This is a genomic window from Arthrobacter sp. TJ-170, from assembly GCF_058269305.1.
Map to the genome: position 1 here is coordinate 772,231 of NZ_JBZCNL010000001.1, position 23,019 is coordinate 795,249.

The window sequence follows — 23,019 nt, forward strand, 5'->3', positions numbered from 1 at the left end:
ACATGAAATGTCGGGGCGGGCTGATACAACGGGGCACAATGACACGAACAGTTGAGGAACATCAGCAGGCCGTACTCGGGCTCCTGCGCTACAGCAGCGCGTTCGCCGACGGACCGGCCGAGACCCTGTCGCTGGCAGCAGCCCGCGGCCGTGTGCTCGCCGAAAACCTGACGACGCCGGTGAGCCTGCCCCCGTTCGACAACTCCCAGATGGACGGTTATGCGGTGCACCGCGATGATCTCGCGGGCGCCGGCCCGCTGCGTCTGGCTGTGTCCCGGCCGGTGCCGGCCGGTACGGAGCCTGCCGCCCTCCAGCCCGGCCACGCCGCCCCGATTATGACCGGGGCGATGATCCCGGAGGGGGCCGCCGCCGTCGTGCCCATTGAGAGGGCTGTGCCCGCGCTGTTTCCCACCGCCGACCGGTACCGCGACGAGGAATCCCTCACCGTTGAACTGCCGGTGGTCGAGGAAGGTCTGTTCATCCGGCCTGCCGGCAGCGACCTTGTGATGGGAAGCGTTGCCCTCGAAGCGGGCACACTACTGGGACCTGCTCAGCTTGGCGTGATCGCTGCCTGCGGGCTGGCGACCGTACGCGTGCGTCCGCGATTCCTTGTGCTGCTGCTCAGCACGGGCGATGAGGTTCAGGAACCCGGCACTGAGCTCGCTCCCGGACGGATTTTCGACGCCAACACAACACTGCTGACGACGGCGTTGGAAGAGGCGGGAGCCGAGGTCCAGCTGCACAGTATCGTGGCGGACAACCCTGAGGTGCTTCGGCGGGCGCTCGAGTCCATAGGCCGGCCCGTCAACCTCATCCTGAGTACCGGCGGCATCAGCCAGGGTGCATACGAAGTCGTGAAGCAGGCGCTGGCCGACAGCAGCGTGGAATTCCTGTCTGTGTCGATGCAGCCGGGTGGACCGCAGGCAATCGGCACCATCAACGGGGTCCCCTTTCTGGGATTCCCCGGCAATCCGGTGAGTGCGCTGGTCTCGTTCGAGATGTTCCTCCGCCCGGCGCTCAGTACGGTCACCGGGATACCGGGTAACCGGGTCTGCCTGCCGGCACGGCTCACCGAAGACATCCAGTCACCGGAGAACAAGCACCAGGTCCGCCGTGGTGTCTACACCGACCGCTCCGGCCAGGGGGAGGGAATTGGCGACGTCACACTCCTTGGCGGCCCCGGCTCCCACCTGCTGCACGCCCTCGCCGGGTCAAATGCGCTCGTGCACCTGCCTGTCGGCACCGGAAACGTGGAGGCAGGAACCCCGGTCGCCGTGTGGCTGCTCACCGAACTCCGTGGAGGCATTCAGCCTCTTCATCCCAGCAACCCCAACCGAGAGGCGCTGACTTGACCGAATCCAATTCCAGGCTCACCCACGTCCGCGACGACGGCTCCGCCCACATGGTGGACGTGTCTGAGAAGTCTGTCACTGCGCGTCAGGCCACAGCACAGAGCATCCTGCGGACAAGACCGGATGTCATCGCGCTTATCGCGGACGGGGACCTCCCCAAGGGTGATGCTCTCGCTGTTGCCCGGGTCGCTGGCATCATGGCGGCGAAGCAGACCTCGACGCTGATCCCGCTCTGTCATCCGCTGCCGTTGAGCAAGGTGACCATCGATTTTGAACCTGAGGGTGACGCCGTCGTCGTCAACGCAACGGTGAAGACCACTGCGGTGACAGGCGTCGAGATGGAGGCGCTGACCGCAGCGTCCGTCGCTGCCCTCACCCTGTACGACATGATCAAGGCCGTGGACAAACACGCCGTCGTCACCGATATCCGCGTGCTGGCCAAATCGGGTGGGAAGAGCGGGGACTGGGTCGCATGAGTACGCCCAGAACGGCAGCTCTCATTATTGCGTCAACCCGCGCGGCAGCGGGCGTCTACGAGGACGAATGCGGGCCGCTCATTCAGCGCTGGCTGGCCGGCAAAGGCTACGCCGTTCAGCGCGCCGAAGTGGTTCCCGATGGGGACGCCGTGCGCGACGCCCTTGCCGGGTGCCTCGACGGAAAGCCCTCCGTGCTCATCACCAGCGGAGGAACCGGCCTGAGCGCCGACGACGTCACCCCCGAACTCACCGAGCCCTTCCTCACACGCTCCCTGCCGGGGATCATGGAGGCAGTACGCCGGGCAGGTGCGGCAAAAACACCCATGGCCGCGCTGAGCCGGGGGTACGCCGGGGTTTCGGCCTCCACCTTCGTCATCAACCTCCCCGGCTCACCGGGGGCAGTCCAGGACGGCCTGGCCGTCCTGGAACCCATTCTCGACCACATCTGCGCGCAACTAGAGGGAAGACATGAGCACTAGCACCGTCCTGCACGCGGGAGTTTCCACCGAGCCGCTCGACCTGAACCATGCCCTGGACGTTGTCGGTTCTGCCGATTGCGGCGCGGTGGTGGGCTTCGGCGGAGTCGTTCGCAATCACGACGGCGGCCGCCAGGTTGATCGTCTCGGTTACAGCGCCCACCCCTCAGCCAGCGGCGTAATCGCGGAGATCGCCACGGAGATCGCTGAGAAGTACGACGGCGTGCGGATCTGGGTGGCGCACCGGACCGGCCCGCTGGAGATCGGGGATCCGGCCCTTGTCGCGGCCGTCGCGTCCGGCCACAGGGGCCAGGCTTTCGCTGCCTGCACTGAACTTGTGGATACCGTGAAGGCGCGCGCTCCGATCTGGAAGGAACAGTTCTTCTCCGACGGCACTGTGGAATGGGTCGGTGTGGATGGCTGACAGTACCCTTGGAGCCATGACACAACTGACCTCCGTCGCCGTCCTTGGCGCGTCCGGACGCATGGGTTCCGAGGCCGTCAAGGCAATCGACGCAGCCGATGACCTTCAGCTTGTCGCTGCGCTGGGCAGGCAGGATTCCCTTGACGATGTGGTGGCAGCCGGGGCGCAGGTAGTCGTGGACCTCACGGTGCCGGAGAGCACGGTACAGAACGTTGCATTCGCCGTCGAACACGGTATCCACGCTGTTGTCGGTACCACCGGGTGGGATGCGGAGCGGCTCGCCCGGCTCCGGGAGCTGCTTGCCGGGAACCCTGAGGTGGGCGTTCTGATCGCGCCGAACTTCGCGCTCGGATCGGTCCTGGCAACAGCCTTCGCCGCGCGCGCAGCGAAGTACTTCGAATCAGTCGAGCTGATCGAACTGCACCACCCGGACAAGGTGGACGCCCCGTCCGGCACCGCCGAGCGAACGGCCGAGCTGATCGCCGAAGCGCGCAGGGAAGCCGGTCTTTCGGCGAGCCCTGATGCTACCCGTACGTCGCGCGACGGCGCCCGGGGATGCGATATCGACGGCGTGCGGGTTCACTCCGTGCGATTGCGCGGTCTGGTGGCGCACCAGGAGGTCCTGTTCGGCGGCGTCGGAGAGCAGCTGACCATCCGCCACGATTCCTTCCACCGTGAGTCCTTCATGCCCGGTGTGTTGCTCGGTGTCCGGGAGGTCGGTTCCCGCCCGGGACTCACTGTTGGCCTGGACGGCTACCTGGACCTGCAGGCGTGAGGAACGCCGTGGAGATAGTGAAGAAATATCGCGTAAAAATCGGCGTAATCTTCGTCACTGTCCTGCTCGCCTTCTGGCTCGTTGTCGCCCTGCAACGGAGCGTCATCCTGCTGACCGATCCGGATCCCGTGGCGAAAGCACTCGGAGTCGCATACCTGCTGCTTCCGGCGATCGGAGCATGGGCGCTGGTTCGCGAACTGTCGTTCGGTGCCCAGACAGAGCGGATGGCCACCACGCTGCATGCTGAGGGCGGGCTGCCGGTCGATGACCTGCCGCGGACACCTGCCGGCCGGATCGTGCGGGAGGCAGCGGACGCCCAGTTCCCGGCCTATCAGGCCGAGGCAGAAGCCAATCCCGGCGACTGGCGTTCCTGGTTCCGGCTCTCATGCGCGTATGACGCCGCTGGGGACCGCACCCGCGCACGCCGCTCCATGCGGCACGCAGCGAAGCTGTTCCGCGGGCACGCCGACTAGCTAACGCTTCCGCACCGTTCCCGTCGACCGGGCCACGTCACTTGCGCCGGACGCCACATACTCGAGCGGACCGCGGGCGTTGAGTTTCCACAGCAGCAACCCGACCGCAAGGAATAGCGCGACCTGCACCCAGTAGACCAGTGCCGGGTCCAGTGGAACGTCCTGCTGATCGACGATGCTCATGATCCAGATATGGAGCGAGTAAAGGGTCAGTGTCATGGCACCGGGAGCAGAGAGCGGCAGCAGCAGCCACGGCAGCTGCCTGCCCACAAGAAGGCAGAGCCCGACGACGGCGGCGCCAGTTCCCGCTGTGTGCGCCAGATCCAGCGGCGTCCCCGAGTGCGGCGCGCTGACCGCCAGCCACCACCAGGTGCCGCTCTGGTCGATACCCGTAAGGCTGACCGTGAGCATCGCTTCAATGTCATGGCCGCGTCCCTCCGGAGTCTCGAGCAGTACGGCCATTCCGCCGAGTGGCCCGAGGAGTAGAGCGCTGATGAACTTGGCCGAACCTGCGACCCCGACTCCGGCAAGGAGCAGGCCAATCTGTACACCCAACGCCCGCAGGTTCAGGCGGCCGATCAGCATGCCGAGGAGCAGATAGCTCAACCACTGAAGCGCGGGGTAGAAGCCGGTCACGAGGATGTCAGCGAGAAGTGTCACGGGCTGCCCAAAGTGCTCAAGCGCGGGGTTGCCGTCCAGATTTGAGGGATCGACAGTTGCCTCAATCCACGGCCGCAGAAGGAAAGCTGCGACCGGGGACAGCAGGGTCCATCCGACCGCCCACCAGGCGAGCTGCCGTAATGGCAGGCTGACAAAGGGCAATGCCATCAGGAACAGGACGGCGTAGTGGAAGAGGATCACCGCAATGTTGGTCTCGAGTCCTCCGAGCATCAGCCCCACCATCGCGATGACAACGGCGCGTGCTGCGATCCCGCGCCGGTCGCGGGAGATTCCGACCTGGTCGTGCAACCTGTTGCCGCCGCTCAACAGCGCCAGTCCAATACCTGCGACGAGTGCGAACAGGGCAGACGACCGTCCCGAGAAGGTGGCCCCTATCCACGACGCCTCCGAGGTGCCCTCCACATAGAGGGGGAAGATGTGGGTGGACATCATCCCGAAGAGAGCAATACCCCGGGCTGCGTCGATGCCGCTGAGCCGGCCCGAGCTTTGTGTGGTGGCCATGATGGAATGTTCTCACGCCCGCTGCAACGGGTAAGTTTGACCTATGGCTGCCTCCGAAATTCGCCCGCTCCCGTTCGGCTCTCTCGTCACCGCCATGGTGACGCCTTTCACCGCCGACGGCGCTGTGGACTTCGAAGCGACGGCCGCGCTTGCCGTCCGTCTCGTCGAAGACGGGTGTGACGGGCTCGTAGTCTCCGGTACGACCGGCGAAACATCCACCCTTGAAGACCAGGAGAAGGAAGACCTTTTCCGGGTTGTCGCAGAGGCAGTCGGCGGACGGGCGAAAGTGATTGCCGGCACCGGCACCAACCACACCTCACACTCCGTGGAGATGGCGAAGCGGGCCCAGCGAGCCGGCGCGGACGCGCAGCTGGTAGTGACCCCGTACTACAACAAGCCGACGCAGGCTGGTGTTCTGGCGCATTTCGACGCGGTGGCCGGTGCGTCGGACCTGCCCATCATGGTTTATGACATCCCCGGCCGGTCTGGCATCGCGATCAGCACGGAGACCATGATCCGTCTGGCCGACAACCCGAAGATCCTTGCTCTGAAAGACGCCAAGGCGGATTACGCGGAGGTGACCCGCGTGCTCGCCAACACAACGCTGGATGTCTATGCAGGGGATGACGGACTGACGCTGCCATGGATGGCAGCCGGTGCCGTCGGCGTCGTCAGCGTCAGTGCACACGTGGCCACCGCGCAATTCCGTGCCCTCGTCGACGCAGCGGCTGCCGGAGATTTTGTCACAGCGCGGAAGATTCACTTCGAACTGGACCCGGTTGTGCGCGCTGTCATGACGCACATCCCCGGTGCAGTCTCGGCCAAGCAAGTCCTGCGGTTGCAGGGCGTACTTTCCAACTCCGTGGTGAGGCTGCCGCTGGTTGATCCCACCGCTGTCGAGATGGAACCGGTACTGGCGGACCTCGCCGAAGCGGGCTGGGACTTTTCCGCGAGCACCGACCGCTAGCATCCGAAAGGCCGACGTATGACAGAACTCGCAGGAACCGCACTCATTCCGCCTCCACCACTAGCCGAAGGAACCCTCAGGGTTGTTCCACTGGGTGGTCTCGGTGAGATCGGCCGCAACATGGCCGTCTTCGAGATCGGCGGAAAGCTGCTGATTGTGGACTGCGGGGTTCTGTTTCCCGAGGAGACGCAGCCCGGCGTCGACCTGATCCTGCCGGATTTCTCCTACATTGAGGATCGGCTGGACGACGTCGTGGGCCTGGTGCTGACCCATGGGCACGAAGACCACATCGGTGCGGTGCCTTATCTTCTGCGCCTCAAGAATGACATCCCGTTGATCGGGTCGCAGTTGACGCTCGCACTGATCGAGGCGAAACTCCAGGAACACCGGATCCGGCCTTTCACCCTCACCGTTGCCGAGGGCCAGATTGAGCAGTTCGGCCCCTTCGAATGTGAGTTCGTCGCAGTCAACCACTCCATTCCAGACGCGCTTGCTGTATTCATCCGCACCGAAGCCGGTACGGTGCTGCACACCGGCGACTTCAAGATGGACCAGCTGCCCCTCGACGGCCGCATCACGGATCTGCGTGCCTTCTCACGGCTGGGTGAAGAGGGAGTGGACCTGTTTATGGTTGACTCCACAAACGCGGACGTGCCCGGCTTCACGACGGCGGAGCGTGAGATCGGCCCCGAGCTCGACCGGCTCTTCGGCCAGGTCAAGAAGCGCGTCATTGTTGCCTCTTTCTCCTCCCACATCCACCGCGTACAGCAGGTCCTCGACGCCGCGGCAGCCCACGGCCGGTTCGTTTGTTTCGCGGGCCGCTCGATGGTGCGCAACATGTCGATCGCCGCCAAACTCGGTTACCTGCGTGTGCCGGACGGGATCCTGGTTGACGTGAAGAACGTGGACAACCTGCCCGATGACCGGGTCGTATTGATGTCGACCGGCTCGCAGGGTGAGCCGATGGCGGCGCTGTCACGGATGGCGAACGGAGACCACCCGATCACGGTCGGGAAGGGGGACACTGTCATCCTCGCTTCCTCCCTCATCCCAGGCAACGAGAACGCCGTCTTCCGGGTTATCAACGGGCTCCTCAAACTGGGCGCCAATGTCATCCACAAGGGCAACGCCCGCGTGCATGTATCGGGCCACGCAGCCGCCGGTGAATTGCTGTACTGCTACAACATCCTCAAGCCGAGGAACGTCATGCCCGTCCATGGCGAGACGCGGCACCTGATCGCCAACGGGAACCTTGCGATCCAGACGGGCATCCCGAGTGAGAACGTCCTCCAGACCGACGACGGCTCCGTCGTGGACCTGAAGGACGGCGTGGCCCGGATTGTGGGAGCGGTGGAATGCGGATACGTGTATGTGGACGGCTCCAGCATCGGCGAGATCACTGACGCTGACCTGAAGGACCGCCGCATCCTCGGCGAAGAAGGCTTCATCTCGATCATCACCGTGGTCAACCGCAGCACAGGAACGATCGTCTCCGGGCCGGACATCCACGCCCGTGGCTTCGCCGAGGACGATTCGGTATTCGACGACATCAAGCCGAAGATCAGCGCAGCTCTGGCCGAAGCAGTCATGAGCAACAAGGACCACACCACCCATCAGCTCCAGCAGGTGGTGAGGCGCGTGGTGGGTACCTGGGTCAACCGCCGTCACCGCCGCCGCCCGATGATTATCCCGGTCGTCCTCGAGGCCTAGCGGGCGCGCTAATCCCGGGATCCGGGGGCACCATCGGGTAGCGTAGCGAGTATGGCGACTCGTACTTCCCCTCCTTCTTCGCGGGGTCAACAGCCGCGAGCTCCACAGCCGCGAGGTTCGCAACAGCCGCGCACCCGCACCACCTCAGCCGCTGGCCGGGGATCGACTGCCGCTGGCCGGGGATCGACCGCCCGCGGTTCGAGCAAGGCCCAGCCGGAGGCTGCGACAGAAGAAAAACTTCCGTGGCCCATGCGCATCGTTCGTGGGTTCTGGATGGGGCTGGCCCACCTGGTCGCCGGCGCCATCCGAAAATTCGGTCACGACGTGCAGCCGCAGAAAGACCTCCGCAGGGACGGTACGGGGTTCTTCCTCTTCCTCTGCGCAGCCGCGGTGGCAACGGTTGAGTGGTGGGCGCTGACGGGTCCGGTAGCCGACGTCGTGCATGCTGTCGCCGGTGGTTCCGTGGGTTGGATGGCGCTGCTGTTGCCCTTCATTCTGCTGATCGGGGCGGTACGCCTGTTTCGCTACCCGGAAAACCCCCGCGCCAATAACCGCATTGGGATCGGCCTCACCGTTCTTACATTCGCCGGTGCGGGCATTGCGCATCTGGTGGGCGGACAACCCGAACTTGCCGCGGGTCTCGACGCCCTGTGGCGGGCCGGCGGCGTGGTCGGGTATCTCGTTGCCGGGCCTGCCGCTGCAATACTCTCCGCCTGGCCCGTGGCTATTGTGCTTGCCTTCCTGCTGTTCGTGAGCATTCTCATCGTCACTGCCACGCCCTTTCGCCATATCCCGACCCGCCTGCGCAAGCTCTACGAGCACCTCATGGGTCAGGACCTGAACGACGGCGGCCAAGACAGCGGCGGCCAGCACAGCGACGAGCACGACCAGAGCTACCTGTCGGACCGCCAACGAGCGGAGGCCAAGCCGAAGAAGAAGAAGTCGCGCCTTTTCGGTGGGAAGAAGGACTCGAAGCAGGAAGAGGACCTGGACGGCTACGTCGGGGACGAAGCCTTCGAACGCGCTGTACTCGACGACGACGGCGACCCCGTCCCTGCGCCGCCGGCCATCCCTCCGGGCGTGCGTCGTCCCACCCAGCAGGAGCTTGCCACTGAGAAGATCAAGCGCAACCAGGGGCTGGAAGAGGCAGAGCCGGCCACCGAGGCAATGGCGGTCCTGCCGCAGACCAGCGCACCCGCCGCCCAGCCGGTCCACGTTCCATCGAACCCCGTCCAGCCGCAGGCCCCCGCAACGCCGATTCCACAGCGGACCGAGCAACTCTCCCTCGCCGGGGACGTGACCTACACGCTCCCGCCGTCAGATTATTTGCCCGCCGGCACTCCGCCGAAGGAGCGTTCCGAGGCCAACGACGCCGTCGTCGCGGCGCTTACCCATACCCTCGAGCAGTTCAACGTCGACGCGAAGGTGACCGGCTTCTCGCGCGGACCTACAGTTACCCGCTACGAGATCGAACTGGCTTCGGGCACCAAGGTAGAGCGGGTCACCGCGTTGTCCAAAAACATTTCCTATGCGGTCGCCAGTTCGGACGTGCGGATTCTGTCTCCGATTCCCGGCAAGTCCGCTATCGGCATCGAAATTCCGAACACCGACCGCGAGACGGTGTCGCTGGGCGATGTCCTGCGCTCCGGAAACGCCCGGAAGACGGACCATCCCATGGTCATGGGCGTCGGCAAGGACGTTGAGGGCGGCTTCGTCGTCGCGAACCTCGCCAAGATGCCGCACCTTCTTGTTGCGGGCGCCACCGGCGCGGGTAAGTCCTCCTTCGTGAACTCAATGATCACGTCCATCCTCATGCGGGCTACCCCCGATGAGGTGCGGATGATCATGGTCGATCCGAAGCGCGTTGAGCTGACGGCCTATGAAGGTGTGCCGCACCTCATCACCCCTATCATCACCAGCCCCAAGAAGGCTGCTGAGGCCCTGCAGTGGGTTGTCCGCGAGATGGACACCCGCTACGACGACCTCGCCAACTACGGCTACAAGCACATCGATGACTTCAACAAGGCGGTGCGGAACGGGAAAGTCGTGCCACCGCCGGACTCAAAGCGCGTTGTGCGGCCCTACCCGTACCTGCTGGTCATCGTCGATGAGCTCGCGGACCTGATGATGGTTGCGCCCAGGGACGTCGAAGACTCCATCGTCCGTATCACCCAGCTGGCGCGTGCCGCGGGCATCCACCTTGTTCTTGCAACCCAGCGGCCGTCGGTCGACGTCGTGACAGGTCTGATCAAGGCGAACGTACCGTCGCGCATGGCGTTCGCCACCTCGTCGGTAACCGACTCGCGGGTTGTCCTTGACCAGCCGGGCGCCGAGAAACTGATCGGACAGGGCGACGCCCTCTTCCTCCCCATGGGTGCTTCCAAACCGATGCGCGTTCAGGGTGCCTGGGTGACTGAGTCCGAGATCCACCGGGTGGTGGAGCACGTCAAGGAACAGCTGAAAGCGGTTTACCGTGATGACGTTGCGGTGGAGGCGCCCAAGAAGCAGATTGATGATGACATCGGAGACGATCTCGAGGTTCTGCTGCAGGCCACGGAACTGGTCGTCACCACGCAGTTCGGTTCCACGTCGATGCTGCAGCGCAAGCTTCGCGTTGGTTTCGCCAAGGCCGGACGCCTGATGGATCTGCTGGAATCGAGGGGAGTGGTTGGCCCCTCGGAGGGTTCCAAGGCGCGTGATGTTCTGGTGAAGCCTGATGACCTCGGTCCGGTCCTCGCTGCGATGCGGGGCGATGATCCGCCCGCAGCAGCGGCGGCGGAGCCCGAAGCTGATCAGAGCTTCCCGCCCGGTGGCGGCACCGATCTGGTCGCGGAGGATCTGGCCTCCCGTGCGCAGGCAGCTGACTACCATGACGACGACGAAGACGGCTCGGAAGACGCTTGGTCGCTGACAGGCAGGTAGCCTTTATCCGTGAGCAACTCTGACGCCGGAGCGGTACCAGTCCTGAACGTCGCGAACGTGCTGACGGTCGTGCGAATCGTGCTGGTGCCGTTCTTCGTGTGGTTCCTCCTGGCCGATGCAGGCCAGGGCGGCATGCTCCGCTGGCTCGCTGTCACAACGTTCGCAGTCGCCATCTACACCGACAAGCTTGATGGAGATATCGCCCGTAGCCGCGGCCTCATCACGAATTTCGGTAAGATAGCCGACCCCATCGCGGACAAGCTGCTCATCGGCTCCGCGCTGATCCTGCTTTCCGTGCTCGGGGAGCTGTGGTGGTGGGTCACCATAGTGATCCTCGTTCGTGAGCTCGGCATCACCTTGCTCCGGTTTGCGGTTATCCGTTACGGGGTCATGCCGGCCTCGCGGGGGGGAAAGCTCAAGACAGTTGTACAGACTCTCGCGATCTTCCTTTACCTGCTGGTGCCGGCCCTCGGGGCCTGGGCGTGGTGGCCTGCCGTCGTCGTCATGATGGCTGCTCTGGCCATCACCGTGGTGACTGGCGTCGACTACGTCATGCAGGCCGTCCGTCTTCGTCGCACGGCACCCAACCCACCGCTGTGAAGGCAGACCAGCCAACAACAGCGGACTGCCGGTCGAACGGCGGGCAGGCCCGTCCCGCGAGTCTTGAAAAGGCAGTCGCGCTTGCTCGTGAACGCGGCCTGACCATCGCTACGGGAGAATCGCTGACCGCCGGAATGGTTGCCGCCGCGCTGGCCACGGTCCCGGGTGCTTCGGCAGTCCTGCGGGGCGGTGTGGTCTCCTATCACCGGGAGGTCAAGGCAGGCCTGCTCGGAGTCTCCCCGGCGCTCCTTGCGCGCGTGGGCGCCGTCGACCGTGAAGTAGCCGAGCAGATGGCGCGGGGGGCAAGGCTTGCCTGCGGTGCTGACGTCGGCGTGGCTACGACCGGTGTAGCGGGCCCGGAGCCTCATGAGGGCAAAGGGGTGGGCACCGTCATCGTTGCTGTTGCTACGGTTGACGGTAGTGTAGTCCGGGAATTCCGGTTCGACGGCACCCGGGAGGAGATCCGGGAATCGACCTGTGACGCGGCAGTGAAACTGCTGGTAGAGACGCTTCAAGGCGAACCGGGGGAACAAACGGAGTTCCGCAATAGTTATCAATAGTATCCAGCACGTAGACCTGAGACGGGCTAGGCTTAAATCAGATGGTTGCACAGCAACCAGCACAAGGGAGTTAGGCGATCCACATGGTAAAGCAACCCGTATCCGTGAACGGTGTTATCCGTTGGCGGGATGTGGGGTTGGCAGAAGATCCGCAACGTAAGCCGAAGGAGCGCAAGATGGTCGTTTTACGCCACGAGATCGGAGACGTCCTGCGGGACGTCCGCCAGCGCCAGGGCCGTACGCTCAGGGAAGTGTCGCACAGCGCCCGGGTTTCCCTCGGTTACCTCAGCGAGGTCGAGCGAGGTCAAAAGGAAGCGTCTTCGGAGCTGTTGTCCTCAATCTGCTCAGCACTTGATGTGCCGCTGTCACTGATGCTGCGAGAGGTCAGCGATCGTCTGGCAGAAGCTGAAGGAGTCGCCGTTCCCGACACGGTTCCCCAGGAATTCGCCCAGCAGTTCGGCGGCGATATGCCTGAGGACTTCACGGACGGTTTCAGCCGGGGCCTTGCTGGCACCAAGAACTGATTCTGTACAAACTCATAATTCAACTCAACGTGTTGAGGAGAGGCTCGCCGAATGCGGCGGGCCTCTTCTTTTTCTGCTGCTACCAGTTGTCCTTGGTGTAGGTCTGATTGAGCTGGGAAATGAGGTTTCCGAGTGTCGTAAGGTCCGACAGGCTCCAGTCCTCCATCAATTGGTGAAAAGCTTCCTTTCGGGCCTCCTGCGCGGCGGAAAGCTGTCTTGAACCATCGTCGGTGAGACTGATGGACTGCGCGCGGCCATCAAGGGGATCGGCTGTCTTCTGGACCAGGCCGAGCTGCTCGAGCATAGCGATCTGCCTGCTGACGGATGGTTTGCCTACCCCGATACTTGCCGCCAGGTCAGTCAGGCGCATGGAACCCTCCCGCTGTAAGATGACCAGCAGCCCGTAGGCGGCCGGCTCCATGTCGGGGTGGACACGCCGCGCTACTTTGTAGGAGTTTGACCGTGCACGCCGCCACAGCATACTGAGCTGTTGTTCCAGCGCCTGAACGGCAGCATCGACGGCAGCATCGGGTTCCTGGCGGTCTACAGTCATGCGTTTCATTCTAGGGTTATCAAGAGAAGGAGGGCGTAGCATGCGCACAAGTGACTTCTGGCGGTTGATGGATGATGAGTTCGGGCCGGCCTACTCACGGACGCTGGCCCAAACCCTTCACTTATCCGGCCTCGGGGATCGGACGCCCGCGCATGCCCTGAAGGCGGGAATCGATCCGAAGGCGATATGGCTGGCGGTATGCGAAATGCAGGATGTGCCCGAGTATCGCCGGCTTGGGCGGGACGTCAAGCCCCGTTAGCCGGGACTCAAACACGCCGGTCGAATCAATCGAATATGTGTTCGGACCGGGCTATGCTGAACCCAGAAACATTCCCTGCCACACGTCCTCCACATAACCGCTGAACAGCGCAGGATGTCCACATCGGCCGCTCCGCCGGACAAACTGTCGGAGGGGGACGTTACGGTCAAGAGGAACAGTAAAACGGGCCTTAGGTGGCCACGAATAAACCGAGGTGAATTATGGCCGTACCAGCAAATCGTGAAAAGGCTCTTGAGGCCGCGCTGGCCCAGATTGACAAGCAGTACGGCAAGGGCTCAGTCATGCGGCTGGGCGACGAGATCCGTGCGCCTATTGAGACTATCTCCACCAGTTCCATCGCACTCGATGCGGCGCTCGGGATCGGCGGTTTGCCGCGTGGCCGGGTTGTCGAAATCTATGGTCCGGAATCTTCGGGTAAAACCACGGTGGCGCTGCACGCGGTAGCCAATGCCCAGCGGAATGGTGGTATTGCAGCGTTCATCGATGCCGAGCACGCCCTGGATCCTGAATACGCCAAGAAGCTCGGCGTGGATACTGACGCACTGTTGGTTTCCCAACCGGACACCGGTGAGCAGGCACTCGAAATCATGGACATGCTCGTGGGTTCAGGTTCAATCGACATCGTCGTTATCGACTCCGTTGCCGCTCTCGTTCCCCGCGCCGAGATCGAGGGCGAAATGGGAGACAGCCATGTGGGTCTGCAGGCCCGGTTGATGAGCCAGGCTCTGCGCAAGATCACGGGCCGGTTGAGCCAGACCAAGACAACCGCCATCTTCATCAACCAGCTTCGCGAGAAGATCGGCGTGTTCTTCGGCAGCCCGGAAACCACCACAGGCGGCAAGGCATTGAAGTTCTATGCGTCCGTGCGCATCGACGTGCGGCGTATCGAAACGCTCAAGGAAGGCACCAACCCGGTCGGTAACCGGACGCGGGCCAAGATCGTCAAGAACAAGATGGCTCCACCGTTCAAGCAGGCTGAATTCGATATTCTGTACGGCTTCGGGATCTCCCGTGAAGGTGGACTCATTGACGTCGGTGTGGAGAACGGCCTCGTCAAGAAATCCGGTGCATGGTTCACCTATGACGGAGACCAGTTGGGGCAGGGCAAGGAGAACGCCCGCAAGTTCCTGATAGACAACCCCGATCTTGCTGACGAGTTGGAGCAGCGGATCCGGCAGAAGCTGGGAGTGGGAGGTGCGGTGGAACCCGCACCGGAACAGGATGCTCCCAAACTGAAGGCCGTCGGTGGCGAGGCCGGCTAACCGTCCATGAGTGGTTTTTCCGCAGTGTCCGGCGCCGCGACCCGACGCGGCGCCGGACGTTCAGGCAGGAGGAACGGAAATCAGGCCCCCAAGCCGGGTTCACCTGCTGACCTCACCGCGGAAGCGGATCCCCACGAGGTTGCACGCTCAATCGTCTTGCGTCAGCTCTCCATGGCACCGCGCAGCCGTCGCCAGCTCCTCACCAAGCTCCTCGAGCGGGGTGTGTCCGAGCAGGTAGCGGGGGAAATCCTGGACCGTTACGAAGAGGTCCAGCTGATTGACGACGCGGAGTTCGCCCATATGTGGGTGAGAAGCCGAGCGCAAACCCGGTCACTGGCCAGATCGGCTATCAAGCGAGAGCTCGCGGACAAGGGCATCACCGGGGAGTTGGCTGAAGAGGCGTTGTCCCAGCGCACTGATGAGGACGAGCGTGCTGCCGCCGAAGACCTTGTACGCCGGAAGTTGCGGCCGCTCGCTGATCCGAATGACCGCGCCGAGCGCGACAAACAAGTGCGCCGACTGGTAGCAATGCTCGCGCGAAAGGGTTACGCCCCGTCCCTTGCGTTCTCGATCGTCAAGGATTTGCTTGAGCAGGATTCCGTCGAGCAGGATTTCCTGGACCAGTAGTGGGACCGCGCGTCCGCCGACCATCCATGGCCGCCCTGTCGGATTGGGACTGGGAGCGGTGGGCCGTACCCTTAACAGGTGAGTTCCACAGTTGCCTTCCCTTCCCCAGCACAGCCGGTAGAGCATGTGTCTGCCCAGCAGCGCACGTATGAAGTGCGCACGTTCGGCTGTCAGATGAACGTGCACGATTCCGAACGAATCGCGGGGCTCCTGGAAGACGCCGGTTACGTCTCCGCCGCTGGAGGCCAGGCCGACGTCGTCGTTTTCAACACCTGCGCGGTGCGGGAGAACGCGGACAACAAGCTGTACGGAAACCTGGGTCAGCTCGCACCGGTCAAGCAATCGCGGCCCGGCATGCAGATTGCCGTGGGTGGATGCCTCGCCCAGAAGGACCGTGAGACCATCCTCCGCAAGGCGCCGTGGGTGGACGCCGTCTTCGGAACACACAACATCGGAGCCCTGCCGGCGCTGCTGGAACGCGCCCGTCACAATGACGAAGCACAGCTCGAGATCCTCGAGTCGCTGGATGTCTTCCCCTCCACCCTGCCGACCAAACGCGATGCGGTGTACTCGGGCTGGGTGTCCATTTCCGTCGGCTGCAACAACACCTGCACGTTCTGCATCGTGCCCTCCCTGCGAGGGAAGGAGAAGGACAGGCGCCCCGGCGACATCCTTGCCGAGATTGAGGCACTGGTTGCGGACGGGGCCATCGAAGTCACGCTTTTGGGCCAGAACGTAAATTCCTACGGGGTTGAGTTCGGGGACCGGGGCGCATTCGCCAAGCTGCTGCGTTCCTGCGGCGACATCCCGGGACTCGAGAGGGTGCGCTTCACGAGCCCCCACCCCGCCGCGTTCACCGACGACGTCATCGACGCGATGGCAGAGACGCCGAACGTTGCTCCGCAACTGCACATGCCCCTGCAGTCCGGCTCCGACCGCATACTGAAGGCGATGAGGCGCTCCTACAGATCGGAGAAATTCCTCGGCATCCTCGACCGGGTCCGCTTGCGCATGCCGCACGCGTCGATCTCGACGGACATCATCGTCGGATTCCCCGGGGAGACCGAGGAGGACTTCCAGGAAACGCTTCGCGTCGTGGAACAGTCGCGGTTCGCCACTGCTTTCACCTTCCAGTACTCCAAACGGCCCGGTACGCCCGCCGCGGATCTTCCCGACCAGCTTCCGAAGGCAGTTGTACAGGAGCGCTACGAGCGGCTCACGGCTTTGCAGGACCGTATTTCGGGTGAGGAGAACGCGGCACAGGTTGGCCGGCGGGTGGAGGTGATGGTCACCGCCCAGCAGGGTCGCAAAGCGCACGAGACCCATCGCCTGAGCGGGCGTGCCCGCGACCAGCGGCTCGTGCATTTCTCGGTGCCGGAGGGCGCTGAGGCTCCGCGGCCCGGGGATCTCGTCACGGTACCCATCACCGCGGCGGCCGCCTTCCACCTGATCGCCGACCCTTCGGCGGAGGATTACCACCTGCGTCGGTCACGTGCCGGTGATGCCTGGGACCGGGCACAGGCAGAGTCCTGTGGGGCACCGGCACCGGGTGCTGCAGGTATCGGCGGCAAGGGTGTCTTACTGGGCATGCCCTCCCTTCCCGTCCGCCGTCACTGAGATGAGCGGGACGGAAGCGGCGGGAACGCTGCCGCTCATCGCCGTCGTCGGACCCACCGGGTCGGGGAAATCAGAGTTGGGCATCGCGCTGGCGCAGGCACTCGGCGGCGAGGTCATCAACGCTGACTCCATGCAGTTCTACCGCGGCATGGACATCGGAACCGCAAAGCTGTCAGTCGAGGATCGCTTAGACGTCCGGCACCACCTCCTCGACATCCTCGACGTCCAGGACGAAGCAAGCGTTGCCCGCTACCAGGAGCACAGCCGCGAGGTGATGGCGGAAGTCCGTTCCCGGGGCAACGTGCCGATCCTCGTGGGCGGCTCGGGCCTGTATATCCGCGCAGCCCTCGACGAGCTTGAATTTCCGCCGACTGACGCCCTGGTCCGCGCCCGCCTCGAATCCGAGTACGAAGTGTACGGGTCAGCTGCCCTGCGGGAGCGACTCACCGCCGTCGATCCCGTTTCAGCAGAGCGCCTGGAAGACGACCGCCGCGTGATCCGCGCGCTTGAAGTGCACGAAATCACCGGCAGACCCTTCAGCTCCTACATGCCGCAGCGTATATATCACCAGCCCGCCGTGCAGATCGGCCTGCAGGTCGACCGGGACATCCTCAAGGATCGGCTTGCCGAGCGCGTGCATGCCATGGTTGAGCGTGGGCTGCTGGACGAGGTACGCACGCTCGATAAGCAGGGTCTCCGAGAAGGTCGTACGGCGGCACGCGCCCTGGGGTACAGCCAGTTCCTGCGCGTGCTCGACGGCGAATGGTCACCGGCGGAGGCAGCGGAAGACACCATTGCGGCTACGCGGCGTTTCGCCCGGCGGCAGCTGACCTGGTTCCGGGCCGACCAGCGGGTCCACTGGCTCCACTGGCGCGATCCGGAGCTTGTCGCGAAAGCCGAGAGCATTGTCCGCAGCCACGGACCCCTATCCTAGAACGGTGAGTACACGCGCCCAAGCAGCATCGCCCGCCCGTACAGGACTGTCCGGTCTCTCCTTTACCAAGGGGCACGGCACCGGCAACGATTTCATTCTCGTTGCGGACCTTGACGGCTCCGTGGACCTGACGGCAACGGACGTCGCGATCGCCTGTGACCGTCACCGCGGTATCGGAGCTGACGGATTGATCCGTGCGGTGCCGTCGTCGTTCCTGCCGGAGGGAAGGGCGTTGCTGGAACAGGATCCGAACGCGCAATGGTTCATGGACTACCGCAACGGGGACGGCTCACTATCGGAGATGTGCGGTAACGGGGTCCGTGTGTTTGTCCATTTCCTGATCAGCCACGGCCTGATCGAGCTGGCAGAGGGCGCTGCCGTCGTCATTGGCACTCGCGGCGGAATCAAGCTGGTCGAGCGGTCCGCCGACGGGTACTCGGTTGACATGGGTCCCTGGGAATTCATCTATCCGAATGCTGCCGCCGCGCGCGCAACCGATTCCCTGGTGGAGGCCGACGGACTGCAGGTCGCCAGGCCGGGCCTGTCGATCAGCATGGGCAACCCGCATACGGTCGTTGCCCTTGCTGAGATTGCCGAACTGCGTGCCACCCGTCTGTTCGATGCACCTTCCGTCGATCCGGTTCCGCCGAACGGAACAAACGTGGAGTTCGTCGTCCCGCACGACCCCCTCATGCACGACGGCGTGGGGCAGCTAAGCATGCGCGTCCACGAACGCGGAGTGGGAGAAACGCTCTCGTGCGGTACCGGCGCCTGTGCGGCCGCAGTCGCCACGCGCTATTGGGCAGGAGAAGACGCCCCTGACGTCTGGAGCGTCACAGTCCCCGGCGGGACTGTCGGCGTCCGTTTCTCGATCAGTCCAGGGGGAGCCGAGCACGTCCACCTCAGCGGACCGGCCGTGCTTGTAGCCAGCGGTACTTTCGCCTAGGTTCTGCGGGCCACCCGCAGGATGCGGAAGGACTTCGACGTAGCTGCCCGGTGGACGTCGTAATCGGCGGGAAGTTCGGCAGCAAGCCACCGCTGCAGTGAGTCCGCACCAAGATTTTTCTGCACCACCAGCCAAGCGATCCCGCCCGGTGCCAACCGCGGAAGCCACCGCAGGAGGAGCTCGTGGAGAGCGTCTTTCCCGATCCGGATCGGCGGGTTGGACCAGATGGTGTCGAAGGAGATGTCCGGACTGACGTCGTCGGGCAGGACGGCGGTGACGTTGGCCAGATCCAGCAGGCGTGCGTTCTCCTTGGTCAGTTCCAGCGAACGCTCATTTACATCGATTGCGACGACGTTCGCCTGCGGCGCCTGAAGCGCCATGGTCAGGGCGATCGGCCCCCATCCGCAGCCAAGGTCGAGCAGGTTTGAGCCTGTTGGGGGCGGGACCTCGGACAGCAGGATCGCAGTGCCCTTGTCCACGCCGTCCGGGTTGAAGATACCGCCTGACGTCACCAGCTCCCGCTCACTGCCCGCAAGGGTCACGCGGAGCGGCCGGCGGCGATCCGGTCCCGAAGGGGCGGCGCTGAAGTAGTGCTGCGAATCCATAGTATTCAAGCCTAGTGCGCTCCTCGCGGCCCGCGAACATAGAGTCGGCAACATACAACCCACGACGCCGCTTCGGTCGATCGGTTCTGCGCCGGTCTTCGCGCTGAGAGAACCTTGCCCACGCAGTTGGGGCAACGGACTACCATGGAAAGACAGTTACCAAGGGAGAGTATGACCACACATCACGGAGCGTCGGCAACGCCCGAGCCGGAAATGGGCCCGGATGAGATCCAGGCTGTTATTGACCGGATACTTGCCAAAGACCCCGCATCGTCGTCCAACGGCGTTCCCCGCCGTTTCAATAACGGCCCCAGCGGCCGAGCCCAGGCTCTTTCGGAACTCGACGAGGAGCATACCGAGTACGACGGCGAACAGCAGGACCTCGCGGAGCGTCGTGCTCTCCGGCGTGTGGCTGGCCTGTCAACGGAACTCGAGGATGTCACCGAAGTCGAGTACCGGCAGCTGCGCCTTGAACGCGTGGTGCTGGCGGGCATTTGGGGCGAAGGCACAGTCGAAGAGGCGGAGAACTCTCTCCGCGAACTCGCTGCACTCGCGGAAACGGCCGGATCGGAAGTGCTGGACGGGATCATCCAGCGCCGCCTGAAACCGGATCCTGGAACCTTCCTTGGAGCGGGCAAGGCCGAGGAACTGAAGAACATCGTGATGGCAACCGGTGCAGACACCGTGGTCGTCGACAGTGAGCTCGCTCCGTCGCAGCGCCGCGGACTCGAAGACATCGTCAAGGTCAAGGTCATCGACCGGACGGCGCTTATCCTTGACATCTTCGCCCAGCACGCCAAGTCGCGCGAGGGCAAGGCACAGGTCGAGCTCGCGCAGCTCGAGTACCTGCTCCCTCGCCTTCGCGGTTGGGGTGACTCGATGTCCCGCCAAGCCGGTGGCCAGGTCGGCGGTGCGGGTGCAGGCATGGGTTCCCGTGGGCCCGGTGAAACCAAGATCGAGCTCGACAGGCGGAAGATCCGCACCCGTATGGCCAAGCTCCGCCGTGAGATCGCCGGAATGAAGCCTGCCCGTGAGACCAAGCGGGCAAACCGGCGTCGTCACGAAGTTCCATCAGTTGCTATTGCCGGGTACACCAACGCCGGAAAATCGTCTCTGCTCAACCGGCTGACCGACGCAGGCGTCCTGGTTGAGAACGCGCTCTTTGCCACGCTGGATCCCACGATTCGGCGTGCGCAGACTCCTGACGGGCTTGAGTTCACACTCGCGGACACCGTCGGGTTTGTGCGTTCCCTTCCCACACAGCTGGTCGAGGCGTTCCGATCAACGCTTGAGGAAGTCGCGGACGCTGACCTGATCCTGCATGTCGTGGATGCCTCGCACCCTGATCCCGAGGGGCAGATCGCCGCGGTACGCGAAGTGCTCACAGAGGTCGACGCGCGCAAGGTGCCGGAAATTGTGGTCCTGAACAAGGCGGATGCGGCTGATCCCTTCGTGCTCGAACGGCTCCGCCAGAGGGAACCCCGCCACGCGATCGTTTCAGCCCGCACCGGCCAGGGGATCGCAGAGCTCCTCGAACTGATCAGTCAGGCCATCCCGCGGCCCAGCGTCAAACTAACCCTGCTCGTGCCCTACCAGCGGGGCGATGTCGTCAGCCGTCTGCACCAGCCGGATGCGGAGATCCTCCGCCTTGAGCACGTCGAAGACGGTACACAGGTCGACGTGATGGTCCGGGAAGGACTGGCCGCGGAACTGGAGCCATTCGTCAGGCATGGCTGAAGGGAACGTAAGTCCCCTTCAACTGCTTGACCATGTCGTGGAAGCGATGGGCGGTCAGCAGCGCAGCGGACAGCATGAGATGGTGCGCCAGGTGGAGGAAGCGATCGACACCGGCACCCATCTGCTGGTGCAGGCCGGCACCGGTACCGGGAAGTCGCTGGCATACCTGCTTCCCTTGATTGCGCATGCGGTGAAAAGCGACACGACCTCCATCGTTTCGACCGCCACCCTGGCACTGCAGGCGCAGATCGTTAACCGCGATCTGCCGAGACTCCTCGACACCCTGCACGGCTCACTCCCGCGGACCGTGAACGTTGCGTTACTCAAGGGGCGGAGTAACTACGTATGCCGGCACAAGACTGACGGGGGGTTCCCTGAGGAAGATGATTCAGGAGCGCTGTTTTCTCTTGACGGCGACACCGCGTCACCGCACCCCGCAGCTGGACCGTCCACCCCGCTTGGCCGGGAGATCGTCCGGTTGCGGGACTGGGCCGAGGATACGGAAACCGGTGATCGCGATGAACTCCTCCCCGGAGTCAGTGACCGTGCCTGGCGGCAGGTCTCCGTCTCCTCGATGGAATGCCTCGGCGCCCAGAAGTGTCCCGTTGCCGATGAATGCTTCAGCGAGCGGGCACGGGAGAAAGCCGGGCAGGCGGACATCGTGATCACCAATCATGCCCTGCTGGCAATCAACGCGTTCGAGGGGCTCGCGGTGCTCCCAGAGCACGACGTGGTGGTCATCGATGAGGCACACGAGCTGCACGACCGCGTAACCTCAGCGGTGTCCGGCCAACTCTCGGGAGCGCTGATCGGAGCGGCAGCCTCCGCGGCGCGGCGCCATCTGGGCACGAACGCTGACATACTGCATGCCGCGCAAAGCGCCTTCGAGAGCGCGTTCGACGCTCAACCCACCGGTTTGATGGCCGGGGGGCTCGACGAGCAGCAGGAACTCGCGCTCGTCCAACTACGTGAAGCCTGCAGGCTGGCTCTATCCGAGTCGAGCTCCGACGGGTCCGTGCAATCGGCGGACGGCGGTCGGCAGATGGCCCGTTCGCGTCTGCTGATGCTGCTCGAATTATCAGAGCGAATGGTTGCAGCCGGTGGCGCCGGAGAGGTGCTGTGGGCCAGCCGTCCGAGCACGTTCACCCCCGGCTCCGGATACTCCGCAGCAGACGATTCCTCACCCGCTACCATCAGCATCGCGCCACTTTCCGTTGCGGGGCGTCTCAGGCGGGGCCTGTTCGAGGATCACACCGTCGTGCTCACGTCAGCGACACTCGCGATCGGTTCCGAGTTCGGGCCGGTCGCGGGCTCCCTGGGACTCACCGGCGAGGGCGCCCCTTCATGGACCGGGGTCGACGTCGGAAGTCCTTTCGACTATCCCCGGCAGGGCGTTCTGTACGTCGCCAAGGACTTGCCCAAGCCAGGACGCGGAACCTCCGAGGAGCAGCTGGACGAGCTCGAAGCGCTGATCAAGGCGTCCCGCGGGGGAACGCTCGGACTGTTCTCGTCGAGGCGCGCAGCAGAAGATGCTGCTGAGGCGCTTCGGGAGAGGGTCGACGTCGAAATCCTCTGCCAGGGCGAATCCTCAATGTCCGCGCTGGTGAAGCAGTTCGCGGAGGAACCCGACACCTGTCTCTTCGGCACGATGACGCTATGGCAGGGCGTCGATGTGCCGGGAACCTCCTGCCGTCTGGTCACCATCGACCGCATACCTTTTCCAAGGCCCGATGATCCGCTCATGACGGCGCGAACCCGTGCTGTGGCGAAGGCTGGCGGGAACGGCTTCATGCATGTCTCCGCCACCCATGCGGCGGTCCGCCTTGCCCAGGGAGCGGGCCGGCTCATCCGCGCCCAGGACGATAGGGGAATGGTGGCCGTACTGGACTCGCGCCTGGCAACCGCCGGCTACGGCGGCTTCCTCAGGGCCGCGCTCCCGCCTTTCTGGCCCACGACAGACAGGGCGACGGCGCTGGCGATTCTCTCCCGGCTTGCTGCTACCCAACCGGTCTAGCTC

Annotated in this window: 23 protein-coding genes; 20 read left to right on the plus strand and 3 right to left on the minus strand. The window is 64.1% G+C overall.

What is annotated here, in order from left to right; genetic code table 11:
• Window positions 1–38 precede the first annotated feature (38 nt).
• Genes AC4D1W_RS03640 through AC4D1W_RS03665 form a run of 6 tightly spaced genes read left to right on the plus strand, consistent with a single transcriptional unit; the run spans window position 39 to window position 3,976 of the window.
• On the plus strand, window positions 39–1,352 hold the full coding sequence (locus AC4D1W_RS03640) for a molybdopterin molybdotransferase MoeA (RefSeq protein WP_490897845.1): 1,314 nt from the start codon (window positions 39–41) through the stop codon (window positions 1,350–1,352).
• Window positions 1,349–1,828 (plus strand): cyclic pyranopterin monophosphate synthase MoaC, encoded by a 480-nt coding sequence (gene moaC, locus AC4D1W_RS03645; protein WP_490897846.1) that lies wholly within the window; start codon window positions 1,349–1,351, stop codon window positions 1,826–1,828. Before AC4D1W_RS03640 ends, moaC begins: the two co-directional genes overlap by 4 nt.
• Window positions 1,825–2,307, plus strand: a complete 483-nt coding sequence (locus AC4D1W_RS03650) for a MogA/MoaB family molybdenum cofactor biosynthesis protein (protein WP_490890864.1) — start codon at window positions 1,825–1,827, stop codon at window positions 2,305–2,307. Before moaC ends, AC4D1W_RS03650 begins: the two co-directional genes overlap by 4 nt.
• Window positions 2,297–2,728, plus strand: coding sequence for a molybdenum cofactor biosynthesis protein MoaE (locus AC4D1W_RS03655; protein WP_490890865.1), 432 nt, complete (start codon window positions 2,297–2,299; stop codon window positions 2,726–2,728). The genes AC4D1W_RS03650 and AC4D1W_RS03655 overlap by 11 nt, the downstream gene beginning before the upstream one ends.
• A gap of 16 nt (window positions 2,729–2,744) precedes the next feature.
• Entirely contained in the window at window positions 2,745–3,503 is a 759-nt protein-coding gene (gene dapB, locus AC4D1W_RS03660; RefSeq protein WP_490890866.1) for a 4-hydroxy-tetrahydrodipicolinate reductase, read from the plus strand.
• A gap of 8 nt (window positions 3,504–3,511) precedes the next feature.
• Window positions 3,512–3,976, plus strand: a complete 465-nt coding sequence (locus AC4D1W_RS03665) for a hypothetical protein (protein ID WP_490897847.1) — start codon at window positions 3,512–3,514, stop codon at window positions 3,974–3,976.
• Here the strand turns inward: AC4D1W_RS03665 and AC4D1W_RS03670 are convergent, their stop codons facing one another.
• Entirely contained in the window at window positions 3,977–5,158 is a 1,182-nt protein-coding gene (locus AC4D1W_RS03670; RefSeq protein WP_490897848.1) for a heparan-alpha-glucosaminide N-acetyltransferase domain-containing protein, read from the minus strand.
• A gap of 43 nt (window positions 5,159–5,201) precedes the next feature.
• Here AC4D1W_RS03670 and dapA point away from each other — a divergent pair, with 43 nt between their 5' ends.
• From dapA to AC4D1W_RS03700, 6 genes are all read left to right on the plus strand, one after another.
• Complete coding sequence (gene dapA, locus AC4D1W_RS03675; protein WP_490890869.1) at window positions 5,202–6,125, plus strand: 4-hydroxy-tetrahydrodipicolinate synthase; 924 nt, start codon at window positions 5,202–5,204, stop codon at window positions 6,123–6,125.
• 18 nt (window positions 6,126–6,143) lie between these two features.
• Window positions 6,144–7,835 (plus strand): ribonuclease J, encoded by a 1,692-nt coding sequence (locus AC4D1W_RS03680; protein WP_490890870.1) that lies wholly within the window; start codon window positions 6,144–6,146, stop codon window positions 7,833–7,835.
• A 51-nt stretch (window positions 7,836–7,886) separates the two neighbouring features.
• Window positions 7,887–10,757, plus strand: a complete 2,871-nt coding sequence (locus AC4D1W_RS03685; RefSeq protein WP_490897849.1) for an FtsK/SpoIIIE family DNA translocase — start codon at window positions 7,887–7,889, stop codon at window positions 10,755–10,757.
• Between the two features lie 9 nt (window positions 10,758–10,766).
• Window positions 10,767–11,357 (plus strand): CDP-diacylglycerol--glycerol-3-phosphate 3-phosphatidyltransferase, encoded by a 591-nt coding sequence (gene pgsA, locus AC4D1W_RS03690; RefSeq protein ID WP_490897850.1) that lies wholly within the window; start codon window positions 10,767–10,769, stop codon window positions 11,355–11,357.
• Complete coding sequence (locus tag AC4D1W_RS03695) at window positions 11,354–11,917, plus strand: CinA family protein (protein WP_490890873.1); 564 nt, start codon at window positions 11,354–11,356, stop codon at window positions 11,915–11,917. Before pgsA ends, AC4D1W_RS03695 begins: the two co-directional genes overlap by 4 nt.
• An 83-nt stretch (window positions 11,918–12,000) precedes the next feature.
• Complete coding sequence (locus tag AC4D1W_RS03700; protein WP_490890874.1) at window positions 12,001–12,441, plus strand: helix-turn-helix domain-containing protein; 441 nt, start codon at window positions 12,001–12,003, stop codon at window positions 12,439–12,441.
• A 79-nt stretch (window positions 12,442–12,520) separates the two neighbouring features.
• On the opposite strand, the gene AC4D1W_RS03705 is transcribed toward AC4D1W_RS03700, so the two are convergent.
• Window positions 12,521–12,994, minus strand: a complete 474-nt coding sequence (locus AC4D1W_RS03705) for a MarR family winged helix-turn-helix transcriptional regulator (protein ID WP_490890875.1) — start codon at window positions 12,992–12,994, stop codon at window positions 12,521–12,523.
• 40 nt (window positions 12,995–13,034) lie between these two features.
• Here AC4D1W_RS03705 and AC4D1W_RS03710 point away from each other — a divergent pair, with 40 nt between their 5' ends.
• The 6 genes from AC4D1W_RS03710 (at window position 13,035) to dapF (ending at window position 18,660) form a co-directional block, all read left to right on the plus strand.
• On the plus strand, window positions 13,035–13,253 hold the full coding sequence (locus AC4D1W_RS03710) for a DUF3046 domain-containing protein (RefSeq protein ID WP_490890876.1): 219 nt from the start codon (window positions 13,035–13,037) through the stop codon (window positions 13,251–13,253).
• Between the two features lie 221 nt (window positions 13,254–13,474).
• The gene (recA, locus tag AC4D1W_RS03715; RefSeq protein ID WP_490890877.1) at window positions 13,475–14,536 is read left to right on the plus strand and encodes a recombinase RecA; all 1,062 of its coding nucleotides are present in this window, start codon (window positions 13,475–13,477) and stop codon (window positions 14,534–14,536) included.
• Between the two features lie 6 nt (window positions 14,537–14,542).
• On the plus strand, window positions 14,543–15,163 hold the full coding sequence (locus AC4D1W_RS03720) for a regulatory protein RecX (RefSeq protein WP_490890878.1): 621 nt from the start codon (window positions 14,543–14,545) through the stop codon (window positions 15,161–15,163).
• 126 nt (window positions 15,164–15,289) lie between these two features.
• On the plus strand, window positions 15,290–16,780 hold the full coding sequence (miaB, locus tag AC4D1W_RS03725) for a tRNA (N6-isopentenyl adenosine(37)-C2)-methylthiotransferase MiaB (RefSeq protein ID WP_490897892.1): 1,491 nt from the start codon (window positions 15,290–15,292) through the stop codon (window positions 16,778–16,780).
• 1 nt (window position 16,781) lies between these two features.
• Window positions 16,782–17,714: a tRNA (adenosine(37)-N6)-dimethylallyltransferase MiaA gene (gene miaA / locus AC4D1W_RS03730; RefSeq protein WP_490890879.1), complete on the plus strand. Its 933-nt coding sequence runs from the start codon at window positions 16,782–16,784 to the stop codon at window positions 17,712–17,714.
• Window positions 17,715–17,718: 4 nt separating this feature from the next.
• On the plus strand, window positions 17,719–18,660 hold the full coding sequence (dapF, locus tag AC4D1W_RS03735; RefSeq protein ID WP_490897851.1) for a diaminopimelate epimerase: 942 nt from the start codon (window positions 17,719–17,721) through the stop codon (window positions 18,658–18,660).
• Here the strand turns inward: dapF and AC4D1W_RS03740 are convergent.
• Window positions 18,657–19,265, minus strand: a complete 609-nt coding sequence (locus AC4D1W_RS03740; protein ID WP_490890881.1) for a class I SAM-dependent methyltransferase — start codon at window positions 19,263–19,265, stop codon at window positions 18,657–18,659. The genes dapF and AC4D1W_RS03740 overlap by 4 nt on opposite strands.
• 171 nt (window positions 19,266–19,436) lie before the next feature.
• On the opposite strand from AC4D1W_RS03740, the gene hflX reads away from it, so the two are divergent.
• Together hflX and AC4D1W_RS03750 are read left to right on the plus strand one after the other, a co-directional pair.
• Complete coding sequence (hflX, locus tag AC4D1W_RS03745; protein ID WP_490890882.1) at window positions 19,437–21,002, plus strand: GTPase HflX; 1,566 nt, start codon at window positions 19,437–19,439, stop codon at window positions 21,000–21,002.
• Window positions 20,995–23,016: an ATP-dependent DNA helicase gene (locus AC4D1W_RS03750; RefSeq protein WP_490897852.1), complete on the plus strand. Its 2,022-nt coding sequence runs from the start codon at window positions 20,995–20,997 to the stop codon at window positions 23,014–23,016. Before hflX ends, AC4D1W_RS03750 begins: the two co-directional genes overlap by 8 nt.
• The last annotated feature ends 3 nt before the right edge of the window (window positions 23,017–23,019 follow it).

Bases quoted from the DNA above. Each gene is read 5' to 3' on its own strand.
- dapA (WP_490890869.1), top strand. From the start codon at position 5,202: ATGGCTGCCTCCGAAATTCGCCCGCTCCCGTTCGGCTCTCTCGTCACC.
- AC4D1W_RS03655 (WP_490890865.1), top strand. From the start codon at position 2,297: ATGAGCACTAGCACCGTCCTGCACGCGGGAGTTTCCACCGAGCCGCTC.
- dapB (WP_490890866.1), top strand. From the start codon at position 2,745: ATGACACAACTGACCTCCGTCGCCGTCCTTGGCGCGTCCGGACGCATG.
- AC4D1W_RS03750 (WP_490897852.1), top strand. From the start codon at position 20,995: ATGGCTGAAGGGAACGTAAGTCCCCTTCAACTGCTTGACCATGTCGTG.
- AC4D1W_RS03680 (WP_490890870.1), top strand. From the start codon at position 6,144: ATGACAGAACTCGCAGGAACCGCACTCATTCCGCCTCCACCACTAGCC.
- AC4D1W_RS03700 (WP_490890874.1), top strand. From the start codon at position 12,001: ATGGTAAAGCAACCCGTATCCGTGAACGGTGTTATCCGTTGGCGGGAT.
- AC4D1W_RS03705 (WP_490890875.1), bottom strand. From the start codon at position 12,994: ATGACTGTAGACCGCCAGGAACCCGATGCTGCCGTCGATGCTGCCGTT.
- AC4D1W_RS03670 (WP_490897848.1), bottom strand. From the start codon at position 5,158: ATGGCCACCACACAAAGCTCGGGCCGGCTCAGCGGCATCGACGCAGCC.
- AC4D1W_RS03685 (WP_490897849.1), top strand. From the start codon at position 7,887: ATGGCGACTCGTACTTCCCCTCCTTCTTCGCGGGGTCAACAGCCGCGA.
- AC4D1W_RS03640 (WP_490897845.1), top strand. From the start codon at position 39: ATGACACGAACAGTTGAGGAACATCAGCAGGCCGTACTCGGGCTCCTG.
- AC4D1W_RS03650 (WP_490890864.1), top strand. From the start codon at position 1,825: ATGAGTACGCCCAGAACGGCAGCTCTCATTATTGCGTCAACCCGCGCG.
- AC4D1W_RS03720 (WP_490890878.1), top strand. From the start codon at position 14,543: ATGAGTGGTTTTTCCGCAGTGTCCGGCGCCGCGACCCGACGCGGCGCC.
- miaA (WP_490890879.1), top strand. From the start codon at position 16,782: ATGAGCGGGACGGAAGCGGCGGGAACGCTGCCGCTCATCGCCGTCGTC.
- AC4D1W_RS03740 (WP_490890881.1), bottom strand. From the start codon at position 19,265: ATGGATTCGCAGCACTACTTCAGCGCCGCCCCTTCGGGACCGGATCGC.
- AC4D1W_RS03710 (WP_490890876.1), top strand. From the start codon at position 13,035: ATGCGCACAAGTGACTTCTGGCGGTTGATGGATGATGAGTTCGGGCCG.
- recA (WP_490890877.1), top strand. From the start codon at position 13,475: ATGGCCGTACCAGCAAATCGTGAAAAGGCTCTTGAGGCCGCGCTGGCC.
- hflX (WP_490890882.1), top strand. From the start codon at position 19,437: ATGACCACACATCACGGAGCGTCGGCAACGCCCGAGCCGGAAATGGGC.